We start from the raw sequence: 15,952 nt of genomic DNA on the forward strand, positions 1-15,952 counted from the left end.
ATCGTTAAATCAATTGATTGAATATTTTAAAGCCGCTGACCCAAGTGGCTATGGCTGAGCCTACATTGGTCAAAACGAAAATCAATAAGATTCGAGTCACTGGATTTTTCCACCAGCCCTTGAGTTGCATGGCATCAGTTTGTAAGGCTTCAAAATCATGAACTTTGGGTTTTCTGATCATGGTTTCAACCAACGCAGCAACCATGCCAGCAGCTATGGTTGGGTTCAAGGATGTGAAAGGGGCAGCCAGCATGGCAGCAATGATGGTTATGGGATGTGCACCGGCAATCAAAGCACCAATTCCAGACAACACGCCATTATAAATAAACCAAGTTTTAATCATGTCCATACCCAGTTCTTTGTTGGTGGCAAAGCCCCATGCAAAACCAAACAAGATGATTGCTGTGATCAACCATGGCAATGATTTGAGCCAAATTGATTTTGGGGGTAGGGTATTGAGTTTGTTGATGGTCTGGTTGGTGTCGATGGGTTCTTGCATGTAATTATGCAAACCTTTCAAGTGGCCTGCACCAATAATCACCAATACATTTTGAGGTTTGTTTTCAGGATTGTTCTCAACAGCTTGTTGTAATCTGGCTGCCATGAATTGATCGCGTTCGTCTATCAGCGATTTGAACAGTGATTCTGAGTTTTCTGAGAACTCATTGAAAGTGCTTTCCAGCATGTCCCCTGATTTTAATTTTTCAATTTCTTGTTCGCTGATTTGTTCCTTATCAAAAAAACCACCAAAACCGAAAAGTAAATTAACCTTTTCTAAAAAACGCAGGGATCGCCATGTACGTTTCATGGTGATGCCAACACTGCGGTCAATTTTCCATAAAGTTAAGCCATGTTCTTGAGCTGATTTGATGGCTTGCTTCATTTCTGCACCTGGCTCAACGCCCAATTGGTCGGCCAATCTTTTTTGATAGGCGCTCATGGCCAAGTTGGTTGCAATCAAACCAGTTTGCTTGTTTTTTATGATGCTGATCAAATCCATATTCCGGTACCTGTTTTGATCAGTGATGGCTTGGAAACGGATTTCATCTAATTCGATGGCAATGGTGTCGAATGATTTGGTGTCAATCAATGACTTGACCACATCTGCACTTTTTTGTGACACATGAGCGGTACCCAGTATCAAAAAGTTGACACCACCACATGCAATTGATTGATGAGGTTGTCCTTTGAGTAATTCCGTTAATTGCAGATTGTTATCCATTGTGGTTAGGTTCCAAGGCACAAAAGTCGGTTATTTTAACACTATGGAAATGGATTTTTACAACTGTTTGCAGCATCAAGTCAATGCGCATTGATTTTAGTGGCTAAGTGAACGGTTGTGCGGCTTAAAAAGGGTGGGTGATTATCTCAATAACGCAGTTATTGCTGAAGTTTTATTGAGATTAAATAGATCGTGGTAAAAGAATGGCGGAGAGATAGGGATTCGAACCCTAGGTACGCTATTAACGTACGCTGGTTTTCAAGACCAGCCCCGAGATAAACACAATGACGACTTTCACGAAGTGAAAAAAGTCTTTGTAGTGTTCTCGAAAGGGCGTGCATTCAACCGCGAATAACGCAGTTATTGCTGAAGTTTTATTGAGATTAAATAGATCGTGGTAAAAGAATGGCGGAGAGATAGGGATTCGAACCCTAGGTACGCTATTAACGTACGCTGGTTTTCAAGACCAGTGCATTCAACCGCTCTGCCATCTCTCCGCAGTGGTTGCTCATCAACAAATGAGGATGCGTACTTTATCCTATTATAATATTCAAATCCAGATTTTTTTTACCGAAAAAAGTATTTTTTTACCAACTAAAAAATTGACACCTTTTTATTTTTGTTTAAAACGGCTAAAATACGCGCTTTCAATTGGTTCTGAGATTTAATATGACAATAGAAACTGGTGACAAAGCACCTGATTTTTCATTGATTGCAGACAATGGTAAACCCTTTAAATTATCTTCTAAACTGAAAGGTAATGCATTATTGGTGTTTTATCCTGGCGACGGTTTGCCTGTATGTAAACAACAACTGTGTGATTATCGAGATGGTTTTTCTAAATTTACAGATTTAGGCGTGGATGTGATTGCAATCAGTTCAGATGACTCCGATTACATCAAAACTTTCAAAAAAGAAAATAACTTACCTTTCACATTACTCAGTGATAAAGAAGGCGAAGTCGCTAAAATGTATGATTCATTTGGCTGGTTTGGCGTGAAGAGATCTGTCTTCTTGGTGGATAAGAACTTTGAAATCAAATACAAACACATAGAATCGGTTTCAATCTACAGTCGTTCGGTTGAAGAGTTGACTGAAATGGTTAAGCGCAAAGCTTAAAAAGCATACAAAAACCTGGATCAGGTTATTAAAGGGCTAAAGAGAGATATTTTAGCCCTTTTTTATGTGTCAAAACATTCGTCCAATTTGTTGTTGATTTCATTTTCAATGACAGACTTAAAAGGAATCATGAAAAACCCCAATTTGGCATAAATTTCAATGCCATCATCTTTAATCAACAAATTGCCAGTGACTCCAGAGCCGGAAAGCCTGCATTCAGTCTCAGTGACAAATTCATGCTGTATGGCGTACTTATCTCTCAATGCGTTAAGCATGGTTTGTAAGGTTTGCTTAGAATGATCTATGTGACATTCAAGTGGATAAGTGATGTTGATTTCTGACATATTTTATTTGTTACACGGCGTTGGTTTTCTTACACGGGTACCCGTTTGGGTTAATTCGCAGTTTTTCTCAACGACATCGCTGATGGCAAAACTGAACATCTGTTGGTAGGTTCTTTGTAGGGTAGAGTGATTCAAAGATTCGGGCTCAAATTTCCACTTTTTTATGGCTTTAACGACTTCTTGTTCAAACGCCACGTAGTTGTTTTTTTGAGAATTAACTTTGATGTCATAGGCTTTGCCATTGGGTTTTAATCGAAAGGTTGCAATGACATCTTGCTCAATTTGATTGTACCAAAAATGTTGTGGATAGGTTGGTGGCAAATATTTTTTCAATACCGGCATGATGGGGTTTTTGTCATCGAAGGATGTCAGGGTCAGTACCTGTGATTGAGTTTCATGTGAGCTGGTGCTTGCTTTAATATTTTCAGGTGGTTGGTATGACAATGCTGACAAGTCTATGACTTCAGGTATGTTGGTTTTCGGAATGACAACTTCATTAGAAGCAACTAAATCTAAATCTGTATCGAACAGGTGATTTTGATCTAAAGATTGTTGTAAATGTACATTCAAGTCGTTGATCACATCATTAAAGGCATGTTTTTTTGGTTCAACCATAAGAGCTGGTTTGTCTTGGCTGATATCAGAATTTGGTATAGATTTAATCAATCTCTTGTTGATTGGTTTTTTAACATTGGGGTAAAAGTTTTGCTGTGAAAGGTTTCTTTTAACCCACTGATTTTGTGTGCTATTCGTTGTTTTCATGGCCGGAATAAGCAGGTTGTTATCAATCGTTGCAAGCATGGTTTCATTATCCGACATTCTGGGTTGTAATAATAATGTAGTGAGGACAACCAACAGAATAATCGGCATAAAAATCATCAAGGATGACTGGCTTGACTTGTTTTGCAGCAAAAATTTAACTCGACTCAGCAACATGCCGTCATTGATACCCAAGTGAACACTGTGGTTCATCTTCATTCCATTGGTGAATGTGGCAATGTTGGTCAGTGCTTTGGCATAAGTAATGGCTTCAGTTTCATGGGCTAGGACCATTTGATCACAACACTGTTCTCTGACGTGTCGTATGTCATTGTTCATCCACCTAATTCCTGGGTGAAAAAACAACAAAATATCTGCACACAACTGAATGATGTTATGAATAAAATCATTTCGCTTTAAGTGACATAACTCATGTTTTATGATGGCTTCAAGCTGTTCTTTGGGTATTTGGCTGATTAAACTCAGTGGTAACAATATGGTTGGTTTGAAAAAGCCATAAGCCGCAGGTACCATGACTTGCTTGGATACTTTCAATAAGGGTATGGTGGCCAAATCTAATTTAATGGATATATTTTTAACAAATTGTTTCAGTTGACTGGAAATGTGTGGGTCACACTCATGTCTAATTGATGATAAATTCAACCATGATTTGATCAGTCGGAAACTCAGAAACAATACAGTTAACCCCCATGCCAAAACAAAATAGGGCAAAGAAATATCGATCATGTAAAAAAACAAATTCTCGGCATTCAGTTGCTGGTACGACTGAATTGATTGGGTGGTTAATTCAATGTGGCTGGAAGAGCTGTTGGGGTATGATGCATTGTAGCTATTGAGAATCGGAATGATTAAACTGACCAACACCAAAGACATTCCTGTCCAATATTTGGCGTGAACTGACTGAATGGATCTGGTGATTACCCAGTACAGCAATGTGATTAATGTGCCTTGCCATAAAAAATGGATCAGCGACCAACCTAATGTGGTTATTAATAGTTGTGTATCAGCTAAATTCATGACCGTATATTCTTAACTTTCTTCTTCCGCTTTTTCTAAAATTGCTTTGATTTCATTGATCTCAGATTGTTTTGTGATGTCAGCGGTCCCCAGTGCTTGTAAAACAAGTGAACTGATAGAGCCACCAAACAACCGGTTTTTCAGATCATCCAACATTTGTTTTTGGGTTTCTTTTTTACTTAAAGAAGGTTGGTAAATGTGTGCTTTTTGTTCGCTGTTGCGAGATACCAAGCCTTTTTGATGCATAACTTGCAACATTTTCAAGGTTGTGGTGTAGCTGGTTTTGCCGTTTTTGATGAGTTCCTCATGGATTTGACGAACCGTTGCTGGAGAAATCTGCCACATGATGTTCAGTATGGCTAATTCTGTTTTGGTTGGTTTTGGTATGTTGATCATAGTAGTAGTTTAGTGTTTAACGAAGTTCCTCGTATATTGTATCAGTATTTAATAGAATCTTTCAAGGGAGGTTGAATTACCTAAAACCGCCACTTAAAAGATGGCATGACAAAGTTCAGAAATGATGTGACCTCTTTGTCACAAAAAGCGCTTCACAAAATTGAATTTTTGTTGTTGATTGTTAAAGCCACTTGAAACTGGTTAATTTGGTTAATATGGTTGGGTTGTCTTTGACTTGATGAGATTGCTTAGACGGCAGACATTGGCGTTTTGGATCGAGCCATGACTCGGTTTTTTTTGATGTTTTGTTGCTGTAGATGCGTTCTGCAATCAAAGTTTTGTTGTTGGATATATTGAATTGATACGGGGTGACTGATTTATTCTTGAGTACTTGTAGTTCAATCTTTGTGTTTTGTTGGCAAGCTGCCAAAGCCAAAGCCAAAGGCATCATTTGAGATGAGATGACTTGTTTGTTTTTGGGTTCATATTGGGTGAGCTGACCTTTGTGTTGTATTTGATACTGTTTGCTTTCCGGTTGCCAGTTAAAGGTATAAGTTTTGTTGCTAAAGGCAGCTTTTTGATTCATTTCATGATGAGTAGCCAGCAAAACCTTATCGTCATAAATGAATTCAGTCTTTTCAACTCTTTTGAATCCTATGAATGAAGCCATGCCACTGGTTCCAACGATGGTGTCTTTGATTGTCCAACGATCATCTGATATTTTTTCAAGTAAAGTGGTTAAGGTGCCAGTGGTTTTGCCGCCCCTGATGATTTCATATGTGGCTTCAAAAGGTTGAATTTCGCTGGCAGATGTAATCGTGGCCAGCAGTCCAAAACTAAAAAGTAAGGTTGTTTTCATTTTATGACCAAAGGGGCTTCTAGTGGTTTACCAGTATAATGCAAACTATTGTTTTCCCAATTTAATTGTTGATTGGCTATCAGACCCACAGTATGGGTCAAAAGTTTATGTTCTTTGGAAATTAATTTATTGGCCAATGAAGTTGCGGTGTCATTAGGCTGAACTTTGATATGCGTTTGACTGATGACTTGACCGTGGTCTAACAAGCCATCGACAAAATGGACGGAAGCGCCATGCATAGATTTGTTGTCATCTAACACCCTCTGGTGGGTATTGAGCCCAGGATAGTCAGGTAGTAAAGATGGGTGTATGTTGATGATTTTGTTTTTGTATTTGGCGGTGAATTCAGTTGATAAAATTCTCATAAACCCAGCAAGCACAATCAAACCAGGTGTTTCTTCTTCAATGACAGTAGATGCAATCGATTCAGCTTGCTTGCTGTTGCTCCAATCGATATAGGTGTTGGTGACACCACGGTTTTGTGCAAGTTGCAAGCCTTTGGCCTCGCGCTTGTTGCAAATCACGTGACTGACTTTATATCCGTTTTCATCATCAAGCAATGCTTTTAAATTACTGCCGCGGCCTGAAATGAACACCACTATTTTCATTATTTTATGATGACATCTTGGCCAGCAAAATCAATGGTTTGGCCTATGTTCCATGCTTTGATGTCATGACTGTTGAAATGGTCAATGACTGTTGCACTGACTTGCTTGTCTACGATCAGACAAAGCCCAATGCCGCAATTGAAGGTTCTGAGCATTTCTTCTTGGGCAATATTGCCTTGTACTTTCAGCCATTCAAATACGGCTGGCATTTTCCAACTGTTGGTATTGATTTCAATCGCTAGGCCCTGTGGAATCACTCTGGTGATGTTTTCCATGATGCCACCACCGGTGATGTGTGCAATCCCGTTGACTTGGGCACCTGTGGCAAGCAAGTCAAGTACAGATTTGGCATACAGCTGTGTTGGCGCCAATAGTTTTTTGCCTAAGGTGCTGCCATCAAAAGGTTGGTTGATGTCGGCACCAGAGGCTTGGAGAATTTTCCTGATTAATGAATAACCGTTTGAATGAGGTCCGGTCGAGGCTACGCCAATGATTGATTGTCCAGACTTAATTTTTGACCCATCAATGATCTTGGTTTTATCAACCACACCAACCACGAAACCAGCCAAGTCATAGTCGTCGCCATCATACATACCAGGCATTTCAGCAGTTTCGCCACCAATCAGAGCGCATCCCGAATCTAAACATCCTTTGGCTATGCCGTTGATGACGTCAGAAGCTTGATTGATGTCCAGCTGTCCGCAAGCATAATAATCTAAAAAGAACAGGGGCTCAGCACCCATTACAATGATGTCATTGGCGCACATGGCCACCAAGTCAATGCCGATGGTGCTGTGATCATTCAGCATGTGGGCCAGTTTAAGTTTGGTTCCAACACCATCAGTTCCGGAAACCAAGACAGGATTTTCACAATCCACTTGAGACAAATCAAACAGGCCGCCAAATCCACCCAGGGAGCCCATAACGCCTGGTCTGTGGGTGGACTTAACCATGGGCTTGATGTTGTCAACTAATTGATTACCCGCATCAATATCGACGCCGGCGTCTTTGTATGTGAATGACTTGATTTCAGACATAATTGTGGTGGTGGAATTTGAATGACGCTGATTTTATTCGATTGAGCCATTTATTTGGTAAAAAATAGCAACAATTTATATGCTTTGGCGTTTCAGGAATACTTTATAATTGCGGACTATGAGAAATTTATGTTTATTTTTATTGATGGTGACTTACCATTTGAATGCTGCCAACGTGGTGACCAACCAGGCCGCTGCATTGATAGACACCAACCAAATGCCTGCTATTGAACAATCACAACATGCGATGGCGTCAGTCATCAGTAAAAAGAGTGGCCTGTCTTTGAAATCAGTTTTAAATAAAGGGCTGAGTTACGATGATTTCAGTTCTGCCATCATGAGAAGCTATTTTCAACAACCGCCGATTGAATACAATTCAAACAAAATGTGGTTCAGCGTTGTGGTCGATGAAGAAAAACTTAAGTCAATGATGTTGGCACAAAGAATACCCGTTTGGCCAGATCGTCGTGGTGAATTGTTCGTTTGGATTGTTGAAGAGCATGAGAATCAAGATTTGATTAACACAGCACCCAATTCAGAAACGTTCTATTGGTTGCAACAGTGGTTCGAACAAAAAGGCATTCCTGCCTCATTCTATAATTACCAAAATGATGATTTACTTGATTTTCAACCTCGAGATGTTCGCTATTTAAACCCAGATCTGATTGATTTTGTTGAAGAAAACTATGATGCTGCGGTTTCATTATTTGTGTTTGTAAAACATTCTGGCAATGGGTATTCATACCGCTATGGCCTGAGTAGGCCCGGCAAATCATTGGAAATAAAGAACTTAAAATTTGTAAGTTTGGCGGCTGGAATGGAGGCTTTGGCAACCGATATACAAGCCAAGATGTCTGATGGTCAACAAGTGTTTGCAGATGAGTTCAACAAGTCGACTGTTTCTGTCAAAGTGAATAACATTGAGAATGCCGATCAAATTTTGAGTTTAATAACTTATTTCGACAACCATGCTTTGATTGATAAATACCACATCAATCAGCTCAGTAATGGACAGGTTGCGGTGATGATGGATATCAACGTGTTGCCAGACACGTTTGTGAAATTTGTGTCAAGAGAACAAGTCATTAATCACTTGCCCTTGGATTTGGGCCATTCAATCATATTTTCAATGTCAGAATGAATGTGAATCTTAAATATTTACCGAACATCATTACCATCGCACGCATCATCGCCATTGTGCCTTTGGCATGGTTGATGTGGCATAAAGAATATAAAGGTGCATTGTTGATTGCTTTTTTGGCTGGTTTATCGGATGGTTTAGATGGTTTCTTAGCAAAAAGGTACGGTTGGCAAGGCTGGTTGGGTGGGATTTTGGATCCGTTGGCTGATAAGTTTTTGATGTTTTCTTGCTACACCATTTTCGCTTTGCAAGGGGTGATTCCTCTGTGGCTTTATCTCTTGGTTGTTTTTCGAGACGTTGTGATTGTAGCCGGTGCCAGTTTTTATCATTTTAAAATTGGTAAAATACAAAAGGCCACGCCTACTTTGGTCAGTAAACTTAATACAGTGATGCAAATATTGTTGATATTGGTTTTGTTGTTAAGTTATTCAGGCTTAATCAATTTATTTGTCATCCATCCAACAATGATTGTAGTGGTGGGGCTGTTGACCTTGGTCAGTGGGGTTCATTATGTATGGATGGGATTAAGCATGGCAAAACAACTGAGGAGTGAAAAAGGTGACTATGGAAAATAAAATCAATAAACAATGGTATATGTTGGCGCTGTTTTTGCTGACTGGCTATTTTATCTACCTACTTTCGCCCATTTTGACGCCATTTGCAGTGGGTGCATTGTTGGCTTATTTGTTTGATCCATTGGCAGACAAGTTGGAAAAGCTGAAGTTAAACCGCACCTTGTCAGTGACCTTGGTGTTTTTGGTTATCAGCTTGCTGGTGTTTGGCATTGCGCTGATTTTAATTCCTACATTAGAGCGACAAATATCCAGTTTTATCAAGAACTTACCCATGTATTTCGAGTGGTTGCGTGAAAATGTGTCGCCTTGGTTACAGTCCACCTTTGGTATTCAAACAGATATTTTTAATTTCAACGAGCTGACTCAACTTTTGAAGTCTCACTGGGAAAGTGCTGGTGGTATTGCCCAAACGGTACTTGCCTCAGTAACGAAAAGTGGATTGGTTATCGTTAACTTGTTCATGAATTTTTTATTGATTCCAGTGGTTACTTTCTATTTATTGCGTGATTGGGACATCATAACGCAACGTGTCAGTGAGTTGATTCCACGGCCTTATCATAAAACAGTCACCACCATTACCCGTGATGCAAACAGTGTTTTGAGTGCCTTTTTAAGGGGGCAGTTGTCTGTGATGTTGGCTTTGGGTGCTATTTATACCATTGGACTTTGGATTGTAGGCGTTGAACTGTCACTATTGATTGGCATGGGCGCTGGTATGATTTCATTCGTTCCCTATCTTGGAACCATTGTCGGTTTGATTGCAGGGGTGATTGCTGCATTGGTCCAATTTGGTGATGTCAATCACATAGTCTATGTGTTGATTGTGTTCGGTTTTGGCCAATTGATGGAGGGATTCATCCTGACGCCTTGGTTGGTGGGAGATCGCATTGGCTTACATCCAGTTGCCGTGATATTTTCGGTATTGGCAGGTGGACAATTGTTCGGCTTTGTTGGTGTGTTGTTGGGTTTGCCGTTGGCTGCTGTTATTATGGTGTTGTTAAGACATGGTCATGAAAAATACATGGCGAGTAAACTGTACGGTAAGGAAAATGACATCAGTTTATCCAGTCAAAGTGATGCAAGCAATAAGCCAGAACAGCAAAGTTCCCCAAAAAATCCGGTTAAATCGCAAAAAGGTGATTCGTCTGAAAGTGACAAAAACAACGGTATCGAAGGATGAATCAATCGCAAGTTCCCTTGCCTTTAAATAATAAGGATCCGTTCTTATTTGGAGATTTTATCGGCAATGAAGAAGTGGTTGATGCGCTCAGTCGCTTTGAGCAATTGCCGCAGTTTACTTACCTCTGGGGCGTCGAGTATTCGGGTAAGTCACATTTGATGTCAGCGTTAAATGGCTTATTGGAATCCGCCGAAGTGAATTTTTTGATTTTAGATGCCAATATGATTGCCGATGAGCATTTAGTGAATCATTTGCCAGCTCAAATCAAATTCTTATTAATCAATGACATAGATACAGTGGCCAGTGACTCAGTTGGTGAAGTGGCCTTATTTAATTTATATAATTATTGTTTGGCTCATCATTGTAAGTTGGTGGTTTCATCCAGTATCTCACCTCGATCAGACCAGTGGATGTTACCTGATTTACAGTCCAGGCTGAACTCTGGTTTGGTGTTGTCACTTGAAATGCTTAAAGGTGATCAGGCGTTGAAATGCATTGAACATCAGTTTGCCATGAATGGTATACCATTGGAGTCTGCAGTCGTTAAATATTTAAAAACCACGCAAAATACCTCGTATTCATATTTATATCAATTATTCATGCGATTGTCTGCGGAAACATTGAAGTTGAAAAAAAAGTTAACAGTGCCTTTGGTTAAAAAAGCCTTACAAGATTATCAAGATTCTATGTAATGGGTGTGGACAATCATATTCACTTCATAGATAATACCGCCTCGGTGACTTCCGTTTGTCACCTTGCAATAAATAACAGTGAACTCGGTCAGGCCCGGAAGGGAGCAGCCGCAGCTGTGATTTTATGTGTGAGGAACGGCTGGCGGGAGTCCCTTTACTGCAAAAACATATCATGACCTATCAAGTACTTGCCAGAAAATACAGACCTCAAAACTTTCAAGAAATCGTTGGACAAGAACATGTTGTTCAAGCCTTAGTGAATGGTATAGAAAATGACCGTTTACATCATGCATTTTTATTCACTGGAACCCGAGGAGTTGGTAAAACCACTTTAGCCAGGGTGTTGGCGAAATCACTGAACTGTCTTGAAGGCATTTCGGGCAACCCATGTGGTGTGTGTCAACATTGTGAAGAAATTAAAAATGGTGAATTCATTGATTTGATTGAAGTGGACGCCGCCTCAAGAACGGGTGTAGATGATACCCGGAGCTTATTAGAAAATGTGCAGTATGCGCCGAACAAAGGTCAGTTCAAGATTTACCTGATTGATGAAGTGCACATGTTCTCTAAAAGCAGTTTCAATGCGCTGCTCAAAACCCTAGAAGAGCCACCTGCTCACGTAAAATTTCTACTGGCAACCACTGAACCCGACAAATTGCCTGTGACGGTGTTGTCTAGATGCCTGCAATTCAATCTCAAACGATTAACTCAAAAACAAATTGGTGATCATTTAATCAGCTTACTCGAAAAGGAAGCTGTTCCTTATGATGACAAGGCGATTCAATTGATATCAAGGGTTGCCGATGGCAGCATGAGAGATGCATTGAGTTTAATGGATCAATCACTGGCATTCGGAGCCGGAAAGATTAATTTTGATGAGATACGTGCCATGCTAGGTACGGTTGAACAATCTCACGTCGAAGAATTGTTGAAATTCATTCAACAAAATGACCATATAGGTGTCATTGATAAGTTGGAATGGTTTCATGACATGTCAATTGATTATTTACAACTATTAGAAGACATGTGTAGTTTGTTGCATGAAATTTCATTGGTTCAAAGTTTGAATAAGGTGGTGGGTGGTGCCAACTTTGAACTGTCAGAATTGAAAGCCTTGAGTCAAACAGTATCGCCTGAGCAAGTTCAATGGTATTACCAGTTGGTTGTGGTGGCACTGGAACAACTTAAATACACCCCCAATAAAAAAGTCAGCTTTGAAATGGCGGTCATCAGGATGTTGGATTTTGAATTGTCTGACGGTGTTTCTGAAAAAAAAACAGCTTTGAGTGAGCACACAGCCCCAGCTTCAGTGGCTGAGAAGTCAGCTTCTTCACCTCAAATCAATGAAGCCCCAATGGCCAATGCTTATTCATCTCTGAATGAAGAGCCAGTAACAACTAAATTTGAAACGGCTGTCAAACAGCCGGAACCACTTGTTGCAATCGATTTGACGACATTGAACAACAAAACTTGGCCAAGTGTTTTTGGTGAACTTCAGCTAAAAGGGGGTTCCAGAGAGTTGGCCAGACATTTAGAGATACTTGAAAATAAGAATAACGTCATTACATTTGCTGTAGATCATTCGGCAGAAATATTTTTGAATGAAAAGGCACAACAATCCATCAGAAACAGACTGCTGACCGATTCATCCGACTATCAACTTAAATTTACTTTGAAGTCGGAAGTTAATTCTTTGGCTCAACAAGCCAACAAGGATTTGAATGAAAAAGCAGAAATGATGCAACAAATTGACCCCATTGTAATGGACCTGCAAAATCAATTTGATGCTAAAATTATTGAAAACAAATTAGGTGACTGACATGAAAGGCACAATTGGAAACATGATGCAACAGGTGCAAAAGATGCAAGAAGAAATGCAGAAGGCACAAAAAGAATTGGCTGACAAAGAGGTGGTTGGTTCAGCCGGTGGTGACATTGTTAAAGTGGTGATGAGTGGGCAGCAGCAAATCAAGAATATAGTGATTGATCATGAGATGATCGATGGTGATCATGAGATGCTAGAAGATTTACTGGTGGCTGCATTCAATGATGCCATGAATAAAATTTCAGAATTACAAAAAATGGACTTGGGTGGATTAACCGAAGGCATGAATTTGCCGCCCGGTTTTAAAATGCCTTTCTGATGTCACTGATCAGTGAATTGATGAACGCCTTGCAAATATTGCCAGGTGTTGGCGCCAAAACAGCACAAAGATTGACTTTTCATTTGTTGCAAAAGGATAAGTTGGGTGGCAAACACTTGGCTGAGACTTTGTTGAAATCAATTGAGTTGATTAATGAGTGTGAGTCTTGTCGCACTTTAACTGAACACCCAATGTGTAAAATTTGCGCCAATCCAAACAGAGATGTGAGCAAGGTTTGTGTGGTTGAAACACCTGCTGATATCATTCAAATTGAACAGGCCACTGACTTTAAAGGGAAGTATTTCGTGTTACACGGAAAACTGTCTCCAATAGATGGCATAGGGCCAGCAGAATTAAAAATGAACAAGTTGGTGGAGCTGTTGATTGATTGTGATGAGCTTATCATTGCAACCGGATCAACGGTCGAAGGTGAAACCACCGCACAGTTTCTTTCTCATTTGGCTGAAAAAGGTGGTATCAAAGCCACGCGACTGGCACATGGCGTCCCGTTGGGAGGTGATTTAGAGTACATTGATAACAGTACGCTGGCCCATGCTTTTGCCAGCAGAACCCAATTATAGGAAAACCCATGGTTACAGAAGGTACCTTGTTTGATCAAATCATAGACAAAACGATCCCTGCTGACATTGTTTACGAAGATGATTTTGTGCTCGGTTTTAAAGACATCAATCCACAAGCACCCATTCATGTTTTGTTTATTCCCAAAATCAGGATTGCTACACACAATGACATCAATGATTCCAACATTGATTATGTCACTAAAATTCACCATGCCATCAATCTTTATGCCAAAGAAATTGGCGAGGCAGAAAATGGCTATCGACTGGTAATGAACTGTAACGGCAATGGCCAACAAACTGTCTATCACATTCACATGCATTTCTTAGCTGGCCGAATGATGAACTGGCCTCCTGGTTAAAACCATGACGAAAAAAGATCAATTGTTTTCTGAGCCATACACCCAGATAAAGGCCTTTGCCTTTGATGAAAAAGTGGTTAAAGTTTTTCCTGACATGATCAAACGTTCAGTGCCAGGTTATGACACCATTTTGAAAGGGATTGCCATGTTGGCAATGAAATATGTTCAACCAAATACCAAGGTTTATGATTTAGGCGCATCTTTGGGCGCTGTTTCTTTGACAGTCGATCAGGCAGTGGGTGCGCAAAATTTGGAAATTATGGCTGTTGACAATTCAGCACCCATGCTGACAGGATTGCATGCCAAGCTGGACGACATCAATGTCAACAATCGTGTTGTGCCGACTCTTTGCGATGTGGCAGCACTGACGCTCTCTGGAGCCAGTTTGGTTGTCAGTAATTTCACATTACAATTCATGCCGAGAAACAGCAGAACTCAGGTCTGTCAAAACATTTATCAAGGAATGGTAGATGGTGCTGCATTTGTGTTATCCGAAAAAGTATTGTCTTCAGAATTGTTGATCGACTTTTATCACGGGTATAAAAAGGTCAATGGCTATTCTGACATGGAGATTTCACAAAAACGACAGGCATTAGAAGACTCCTTGAAACCTGACAGTTTGCAGGACTGGATTGAACGATTACATGAGGTTGGTTTTCAACAGGTTGAAGTGTGGTTCAGGGCATTCAATTTTGTTTCCTTGGTGGCCATTAAATAAATGTTCAAACAGTGGTTAAGTCAATTTTGTGAAAAGGCTGTCGGTTCAGGCGTTGAAGTTCACATTGATGTTCTTGAGTCAATCGCATTGGATGTGATTGAGCGTATCAATCAAGGGGATTTGCATAAATGGCAGTCTGCCTATGAACAATTGCCAGACGCCTCTCATGGGCGCATTGATTTTCAAAAGGCAGCATTGTCTGTGGTATTTGATCAAGCCATGCCTGAATCATTTTATGGTGTCCTTGAAGACAAATTGATGGCCTTACACCCATGGCGAAAAGGGCCGTTCCAAATTGGTGATTGTTTGATTGATTCAGAATGGCAATCTAATCTTAAATGGTCACGCATAATCAAAGGGTTACCGGAACTTAAAAACAAAACCATCTTGGATGTGGGTTGTGGCAACGGGTATTATTTAATGAAGATGGCTGAATACCAGCCTAAGTTGCTGTTGGGGATTGAGCCAGGGTTGATTCATAATATACAGTATTGGTCAGTGGAGAAATATGCGCAATCTGGTGTGTGTTTGTTGCCGTTAAAGATTCAAGACATGCCAGTGGGTTTGAATTGTTTTGATGTGGTGTTTTCAATGGGGGTTTTGTACCACCGAAAATCACCAATAGCTCACATTGAACACCTGAAGTCGTTAATAAGTGCCAACGGCAGTTTAATTTTGGAAACTTTGGTTGTTGATGGTGATGAACGAACTTGTCTGGTGCCTGAGGGCAGGTATGCCCAAATGCGCAATGTGTGGTTCTTGCCCAGTGTCGCGATGTTGTCTGGCTGGTTAAAGAAAATCGGGTTTAACAACATCAACGTCGTTGATATATCGTTAACCACTGTCAATGAACAACGCAGCACAGACTGGATGAAGTTTCATTCATTAAAAGAGTTTTTGTCTGATGATCAACAGTTGACGGTTGAAGGTCATCCACCACCAAAGCGCGTGGTTATTAGCTGTCAGAAATAGCGGCATCAATTAATTTCATTAAATTGTCATAAAGGGGTTTACATCCAGGAAAGTGAGGCTATAATTCGCATCCTCTTGAGACACTCAAGGGAAGGCCGAGACGGAAATTGGCTGTATTAAAAAGGCAGTTTGGATTAATTTGAAAGAATTAAAAAAAAGGCTTGCAAAGGGAATTTTTTAAGCGATAATACGCAGCCCTCACAGTTGA

Annotated in this window: 18 protein-coding genes, 1 tRNA gene and 1 other RNA gene; 12 read left to right on the plus strand and 8 right to left on the minus strand. The window is 40.2% G+C overall.

All coding sequences use genetic code 11. From position 1 onward, the window contains the following. Nucleotides 1-4: 4 nt before the first annotated feature. Nucleotides 5-1,222: a TraB/GumN family protein gene (locus tag CCS90_RS13855; protein ID WP_099020172.1), complete on the minus strand. Its 1,218-nt coding sequence runs from the start codon at nucleotides 1,220-1,222 to the stop codon at nucleotides 5-7. Between the two features lie 406 nt (nucleotides 1,223-1,628). Continuing rightward, a tRNA-Ser gene (locus CCS90_RS13860) sits at nucleotides 1,629-1,719 on the minus strand. A 172-nt stretch (nucleotides 1,720-1,891) separates the two neighbouring features. On the opposite strand from CCS90_RS13860, the gene CCS90_RS13865 reads away from it, so the two are divergent. Continuing rightward, nucleotides 1,892-2,341: a peroxiredoxin gene (locus tag CCS90_RS13865; protein ID WP_099020173.1), complete on the plus strand. Its 450-nt coding sequence runs from the start codon at nucleotides 1,892-1,894 to the stop codon at nucleotides 2,339-2,341. A 62-nt stretch (nucleotides 2,342-2,403) separates the two neighbouring features. Here the strand turns inward: CCS90_RS13865 and CCS90_RS13870 are convergent, their stop codons facing one another. The 6 genes from CCS90_RS13870 to purM form a co-directional block, all read right to left on the minus strand. Next, on the minus strand, nucleotides 2,404-2,685 hold the full coding sequence (locus CCS90_RS13870) for a polyhydroxyalkanoic acid system family protein (RefSeq protein ID WP_099020174.1): 282 nt from the start codon (nucleotides 2,683-2,685) through the stop codon (nucleotides 2,404-2,406). Nucleotides 2,686-2,688: 3 nt separating this feature from the next. After that, complete coding sequence (locus tag CCS90_RS13875) at nucleotides 2,689-4,482, minus strand: M56 family metallopeptidase (protein WP_099020175.1); 1,794 nt, start codon at nucleotides 4,480-4,482, stop codon at nucleotides 2,689-2,691. A gap of 12 nt (nucleotides 4,483-4,494) precedes the next feature. Continuing rightward, on the minus strand, nucleotides 4,495-4,878 hold the full coding sequence (locus CCS90_RS13880) for a BlaI/MecI/CopY family transcriptional regulator (RefSeq protein ID WP_099020176.1): 384 nt from the start codon (nucleotides 4,876-4,878) through the stop codon (nucleotides 4,495-4,497). A gap of 181 nt (nucleotides 4,879-5,059) precedes the next feature. Further along, nucleotides 5,060-5,737, minus strand: a complete 678-nt coding sequence (locus CCS90_RS13885) for a hypothetical protein (RefSeq protein WP_099020177.1) — start codon at nucleotides 5,735-5,737, stop codon at nucleotides 5,060-5,062. Further along, on the minus strand, nucleotides 5,734-6,345 hold the full coding sequence (gene purN / locus CCS90_RS13890; protein WP_099020178.1) for a phosphoribosylglycinamide formyltransferase: 612 nt from the start codon (nucleotides 6,343-6,345) through the stop codon (nucleotides 5,734-5,736). The genes CCS90_RS13885 and purN overlap by 4 nt, the downstream gene beginning before the upstream one ends. After that, nucleotides 6,345-7,382 carry a phosphoribosylformylglycinamidine cyclo-ligase gene (gene purM, locus CCS90_RS13895; RefSeq protein WP_099020179.1) on the minus strand — a complete coding sequence of 346 codons (1,038 nt, stop codon included), beginning with the start codon at nucleotides 7,380-7,382 and terminating at the stop codon, nucleotides 6,345-6,347. The genes purN and purM overlap by 1 nt, the downstream gene beginning before the upstream one ends. 118 nt (nucleotides 7,383-7,500) lie before the next feature. Here purM and CCS90_RS13900 point away from each other — a divergent pair, with 118 nt between their 5' ends. The 11 genes from CCS90_RS13900 (at nucleotide 7,501) to cmoB (ending at nucleotide 15,744) form a co-directional block, all read left to right on the plus strand. Then, the gene (locus CCS90_RS13900; protein WP_099020180.1) at nucleotides 7,501-8,523 is read left to right on the plus strand and encodes a DUF2066 domain-containing protein; all 1,023 of its coding nucleotides are present in this window, start codon (nucleotides 7,501-7,503) and stop codon (nucleotides 8,521-8,523) included. 2 nt (nucleotides 8,524-8,525) lie between these two features. Continuing rightward, nucleotides 8,526-9,098 (plus strand): CDP-alcohol phosphatidyltransferase family protein, encoded by a 573-nt coding sequence (locus CCS90_RS13905; RefSeq protein WP_162846921.1) that lies wholly within the window; start codon nucleotides 8,526-8,528, stop codon nucleotides 9,096-9,098. Next, nucleotides 9,088-10,278 (plus strand): AI-2E family transporter, encoded by a 1,191-nt coding sequence (locus tag CCS90_RS13910; RefSeq protein ID WP_099020182.1) that lies wholly within the window; start codon nucleotides 9,088-9,090, stop codon nucleotides 10,276-10,278. The genes CCS90_RS13905 and CCS90_RS13910 overlap by 11 nt, the downstream gene beginning before the upstream one ends. Further along, on the plus strand, nucleotides 10,275-10,970 hold the full coding sequence (locus CCS90_RS13915) for an HdaA/DnaA family protein (RefSeq protein ID WP_099020183.1): 696 nt from the start codon (nucleotides 10,275-10,277) through the stop codon (nucleotides 10,968-10,970). The genes CCS90_RS13910 and CCS90_RS13915 overlap by 4 nt, the downstream gene beginning before the upstream one ends. Before the next feature lie 52 nt (nucleotides 10,971-11,022). Beyond that, nucleotides 11,023-11,118, plus strand: an RNA gene (gene ffs / locus CCS90_RS13920) — signal recognition particle sRNA small type. A 24-nt stretch (nucleotides 11,119-11,142) separates the two neighbouring features. Continuing rightward, complete coding sequence (dnaX, locus tag CCS90_RS13925; RefSeq protein ID WP_099020195.1) at nucleotides 11,143-12,789, plus strand: DNA polymerase III subunit gamma/tau; 1,647 nt, start codon at nucleotides 11,143-11,145, stop codon at nucleotides 12,787-12,789. A 1-nt stretch (nucleotide 12,790) separates the two neighbouring features. Further along, nucleotides 12,791-13,114: a YbaB/EbfC family nucleoid-associated protein gene (locus CCS90_RS13930; RefSeq protein WP_099020184.1), complete on the plus strand. Its 324-nt coding sequence runs from the start codon at nucleotides 12,791-12,793 to the stop codon at nucleotides 13,112-13,114. Beyond that, complete coding sequence (gene recR / locus CCS90_RS13935; RefSeq protein WP_099020185.1) at nucleotides 13,114-13,695, plus strand: recombination mediator RecR; 582 nt, start codon at nucleotides 13,114-13,116, stop codon at nucleotides 13,693-13,695. Before CCS90_RS13930 ends, recR begins: the two co-directional genes overlap by 1 nt. Before the next feature lie 8 nt (nucleotides 13,696-13,703). Next, entirely contained in the window at nucleotides 13,704-14,054 is a 351-nt protein-coding gene (locus CCS90_RS13940; RefSeq protein ID WP_099020186.1) for a histidine triad nucleotide-binding protein, read from the plus strand. Nucleotides 14,055-14,058: 4 nt separating this feature from the next. Further along, nucleotides 14,059-14,772 carry a carboxy-S-adenosyl-L-methionine synthase CmoA gene (gene cmoA, locus CCS90_RS13945; RefSeq protein ID WP_099020187.1) on the plus strand — a complete coding sequence of 238 codons (714 nt, stop codon included), beginning with the start codon at nucleotides 14,059-14,061 and terminating at the stop codon, nucleotides 14,770-14,772. Then, nucleotides 14,773-15,744, plus strand: coding sequence for a tRNA 5-methoxyuridine(34)/uridine 5-oxyacetic acid(34) synthase CmoB (gene cmoB, locus CCS90_RS13950; RefSeq protein ID WP_099020188.1), 972 nt, complete (start codon nucleotides 14,773-14,775; stop codon nucleotides 15,742-15,744). Nucleotides 15,745-15,952 lie beyond the last annotated feature (208 nt).

Source organism: Marinicella litoralis (genome assembly GCF_002591915.1).
In the GTDB taxonomy this organism is placed as follows: Bacteria; Pseudomonadota; Gammaproteobacteria; order Xanthomonadales; family Marinicellaceae; genus Marinicella; species Marinicella litoralis.

Bases quoted from the DNA above. Each gene is read 5' to 3' on its own strand.
- CCS90_RS13875 (WP_099020175.1), bottom strand. From the start codon at position 4,482: ATGAATTTAGCTGATACACAACTATTAATAACCACATTAGGTTGGTCG.
- cmoA (WP_099020187.1), top strand. From the start codon at position 14,059: ATGACGAAAAAAGATCAATTGTTTTCTGAGCCATACACCCAGATAAAG.
- CCS90_RS13885 (WP_099020177.1), bottom strand. From the start codon at position 5,737: ATGAAAACAACCTTACTTTTTAGTTTTGGACTGCTGGCCACGATTACA.
- CCS90_RS13855 (WP_099020172.1), bottom strand. From the start codon at position 1,222: ATGGATAACAATCTGCAATTAACGGAATTACTCAAAGGACAACCTCAT.
- CCS90_RS13900 (WP_099020180.1), top strand. From the start codon at position 7,501: ATGAGAAATTTATGTTTATTTTTATTGATGGTGACTTACCATTTGAAT.
- CCS90_RS13865 (WP_099020173.1), top strand. From the start codon at position 1,892: ATGACAATAGAAACTGGTGACAAAGCACCTGATTTTTCATTGATTGCA.
- CCS90_RS13940 (WP_099020186.1), top strand. From the start codon at position 13,704: ATGGTTACAGAAGGTACCTTGTTTGATCAAATCATAGACAAAACGATC.
- dnaX (WP_099020195.1), top strand. From the start codon at position 11,143: ATGACCTATCAAGTACTTGCCAGAAAATACAGACCTCAAAACTTTCAA.
- purM (WP_099020179.1), bottom strand. From the start codon at position 7,382: ATGTCTGAAATCAAGTCATTCACATACAAAGACGCCGGCGTCGATATT.
- recR (WP_099020185.1), top strand. From the start codon at position 13,114: ATGTCACTGATCAGTGAATTGATGAACGCCTTGCAAATATTGCCAGGT.
- CCS90_RS13910 (WP_099020182.1), top strand. From the start codon at position 9,088: ATGGAAAATAAAATCAATAAACAATGGTATATGTTGGCGCTGTTTTTG.
- purN (WP_099020178.1), bottom strand. From the start codon at position 6,345: ATGAAAATAGTGGTGTTCATTTCAGGCCGCGGCAGTAATTTAAAAGCA.
- cmoB (WP_099020188.1), top strand. From the start codon at position 14,773: ATGTTCAAACAGTGGTTAAGTCAATTTTGTGAAAAGGCTGTCGGTTCA.
- CCS90_RS13880 (WP_099020176.1), bottom strand. From the start codon at position 4,878: ATGATCAACATACCAAAACCAACCAAAACAGAATTAGCCATACTGAAC.
- CCS90_RS13930 (WP_099020184.1), top strand. From the start codon at position 12,791: ATGAAAGGCACAATTGGAAACATGATGCAACAGGTGCAAAAGATGCAA.
- CCS90_RS13870 (WP_099020174.1), bottom strand. From the start codon at position 2,685: ATGTCAGAAATCAACATCACTTATCCACTTGAATGTCACATAGATCAT.
- CCS90_RS13915 (WP_099020183.1), top strand. From the start codon at position 10,275: ATGAATCAATCGCAAGTTCCCTTGCCTTTAAATAATAAGGATCCGTTC.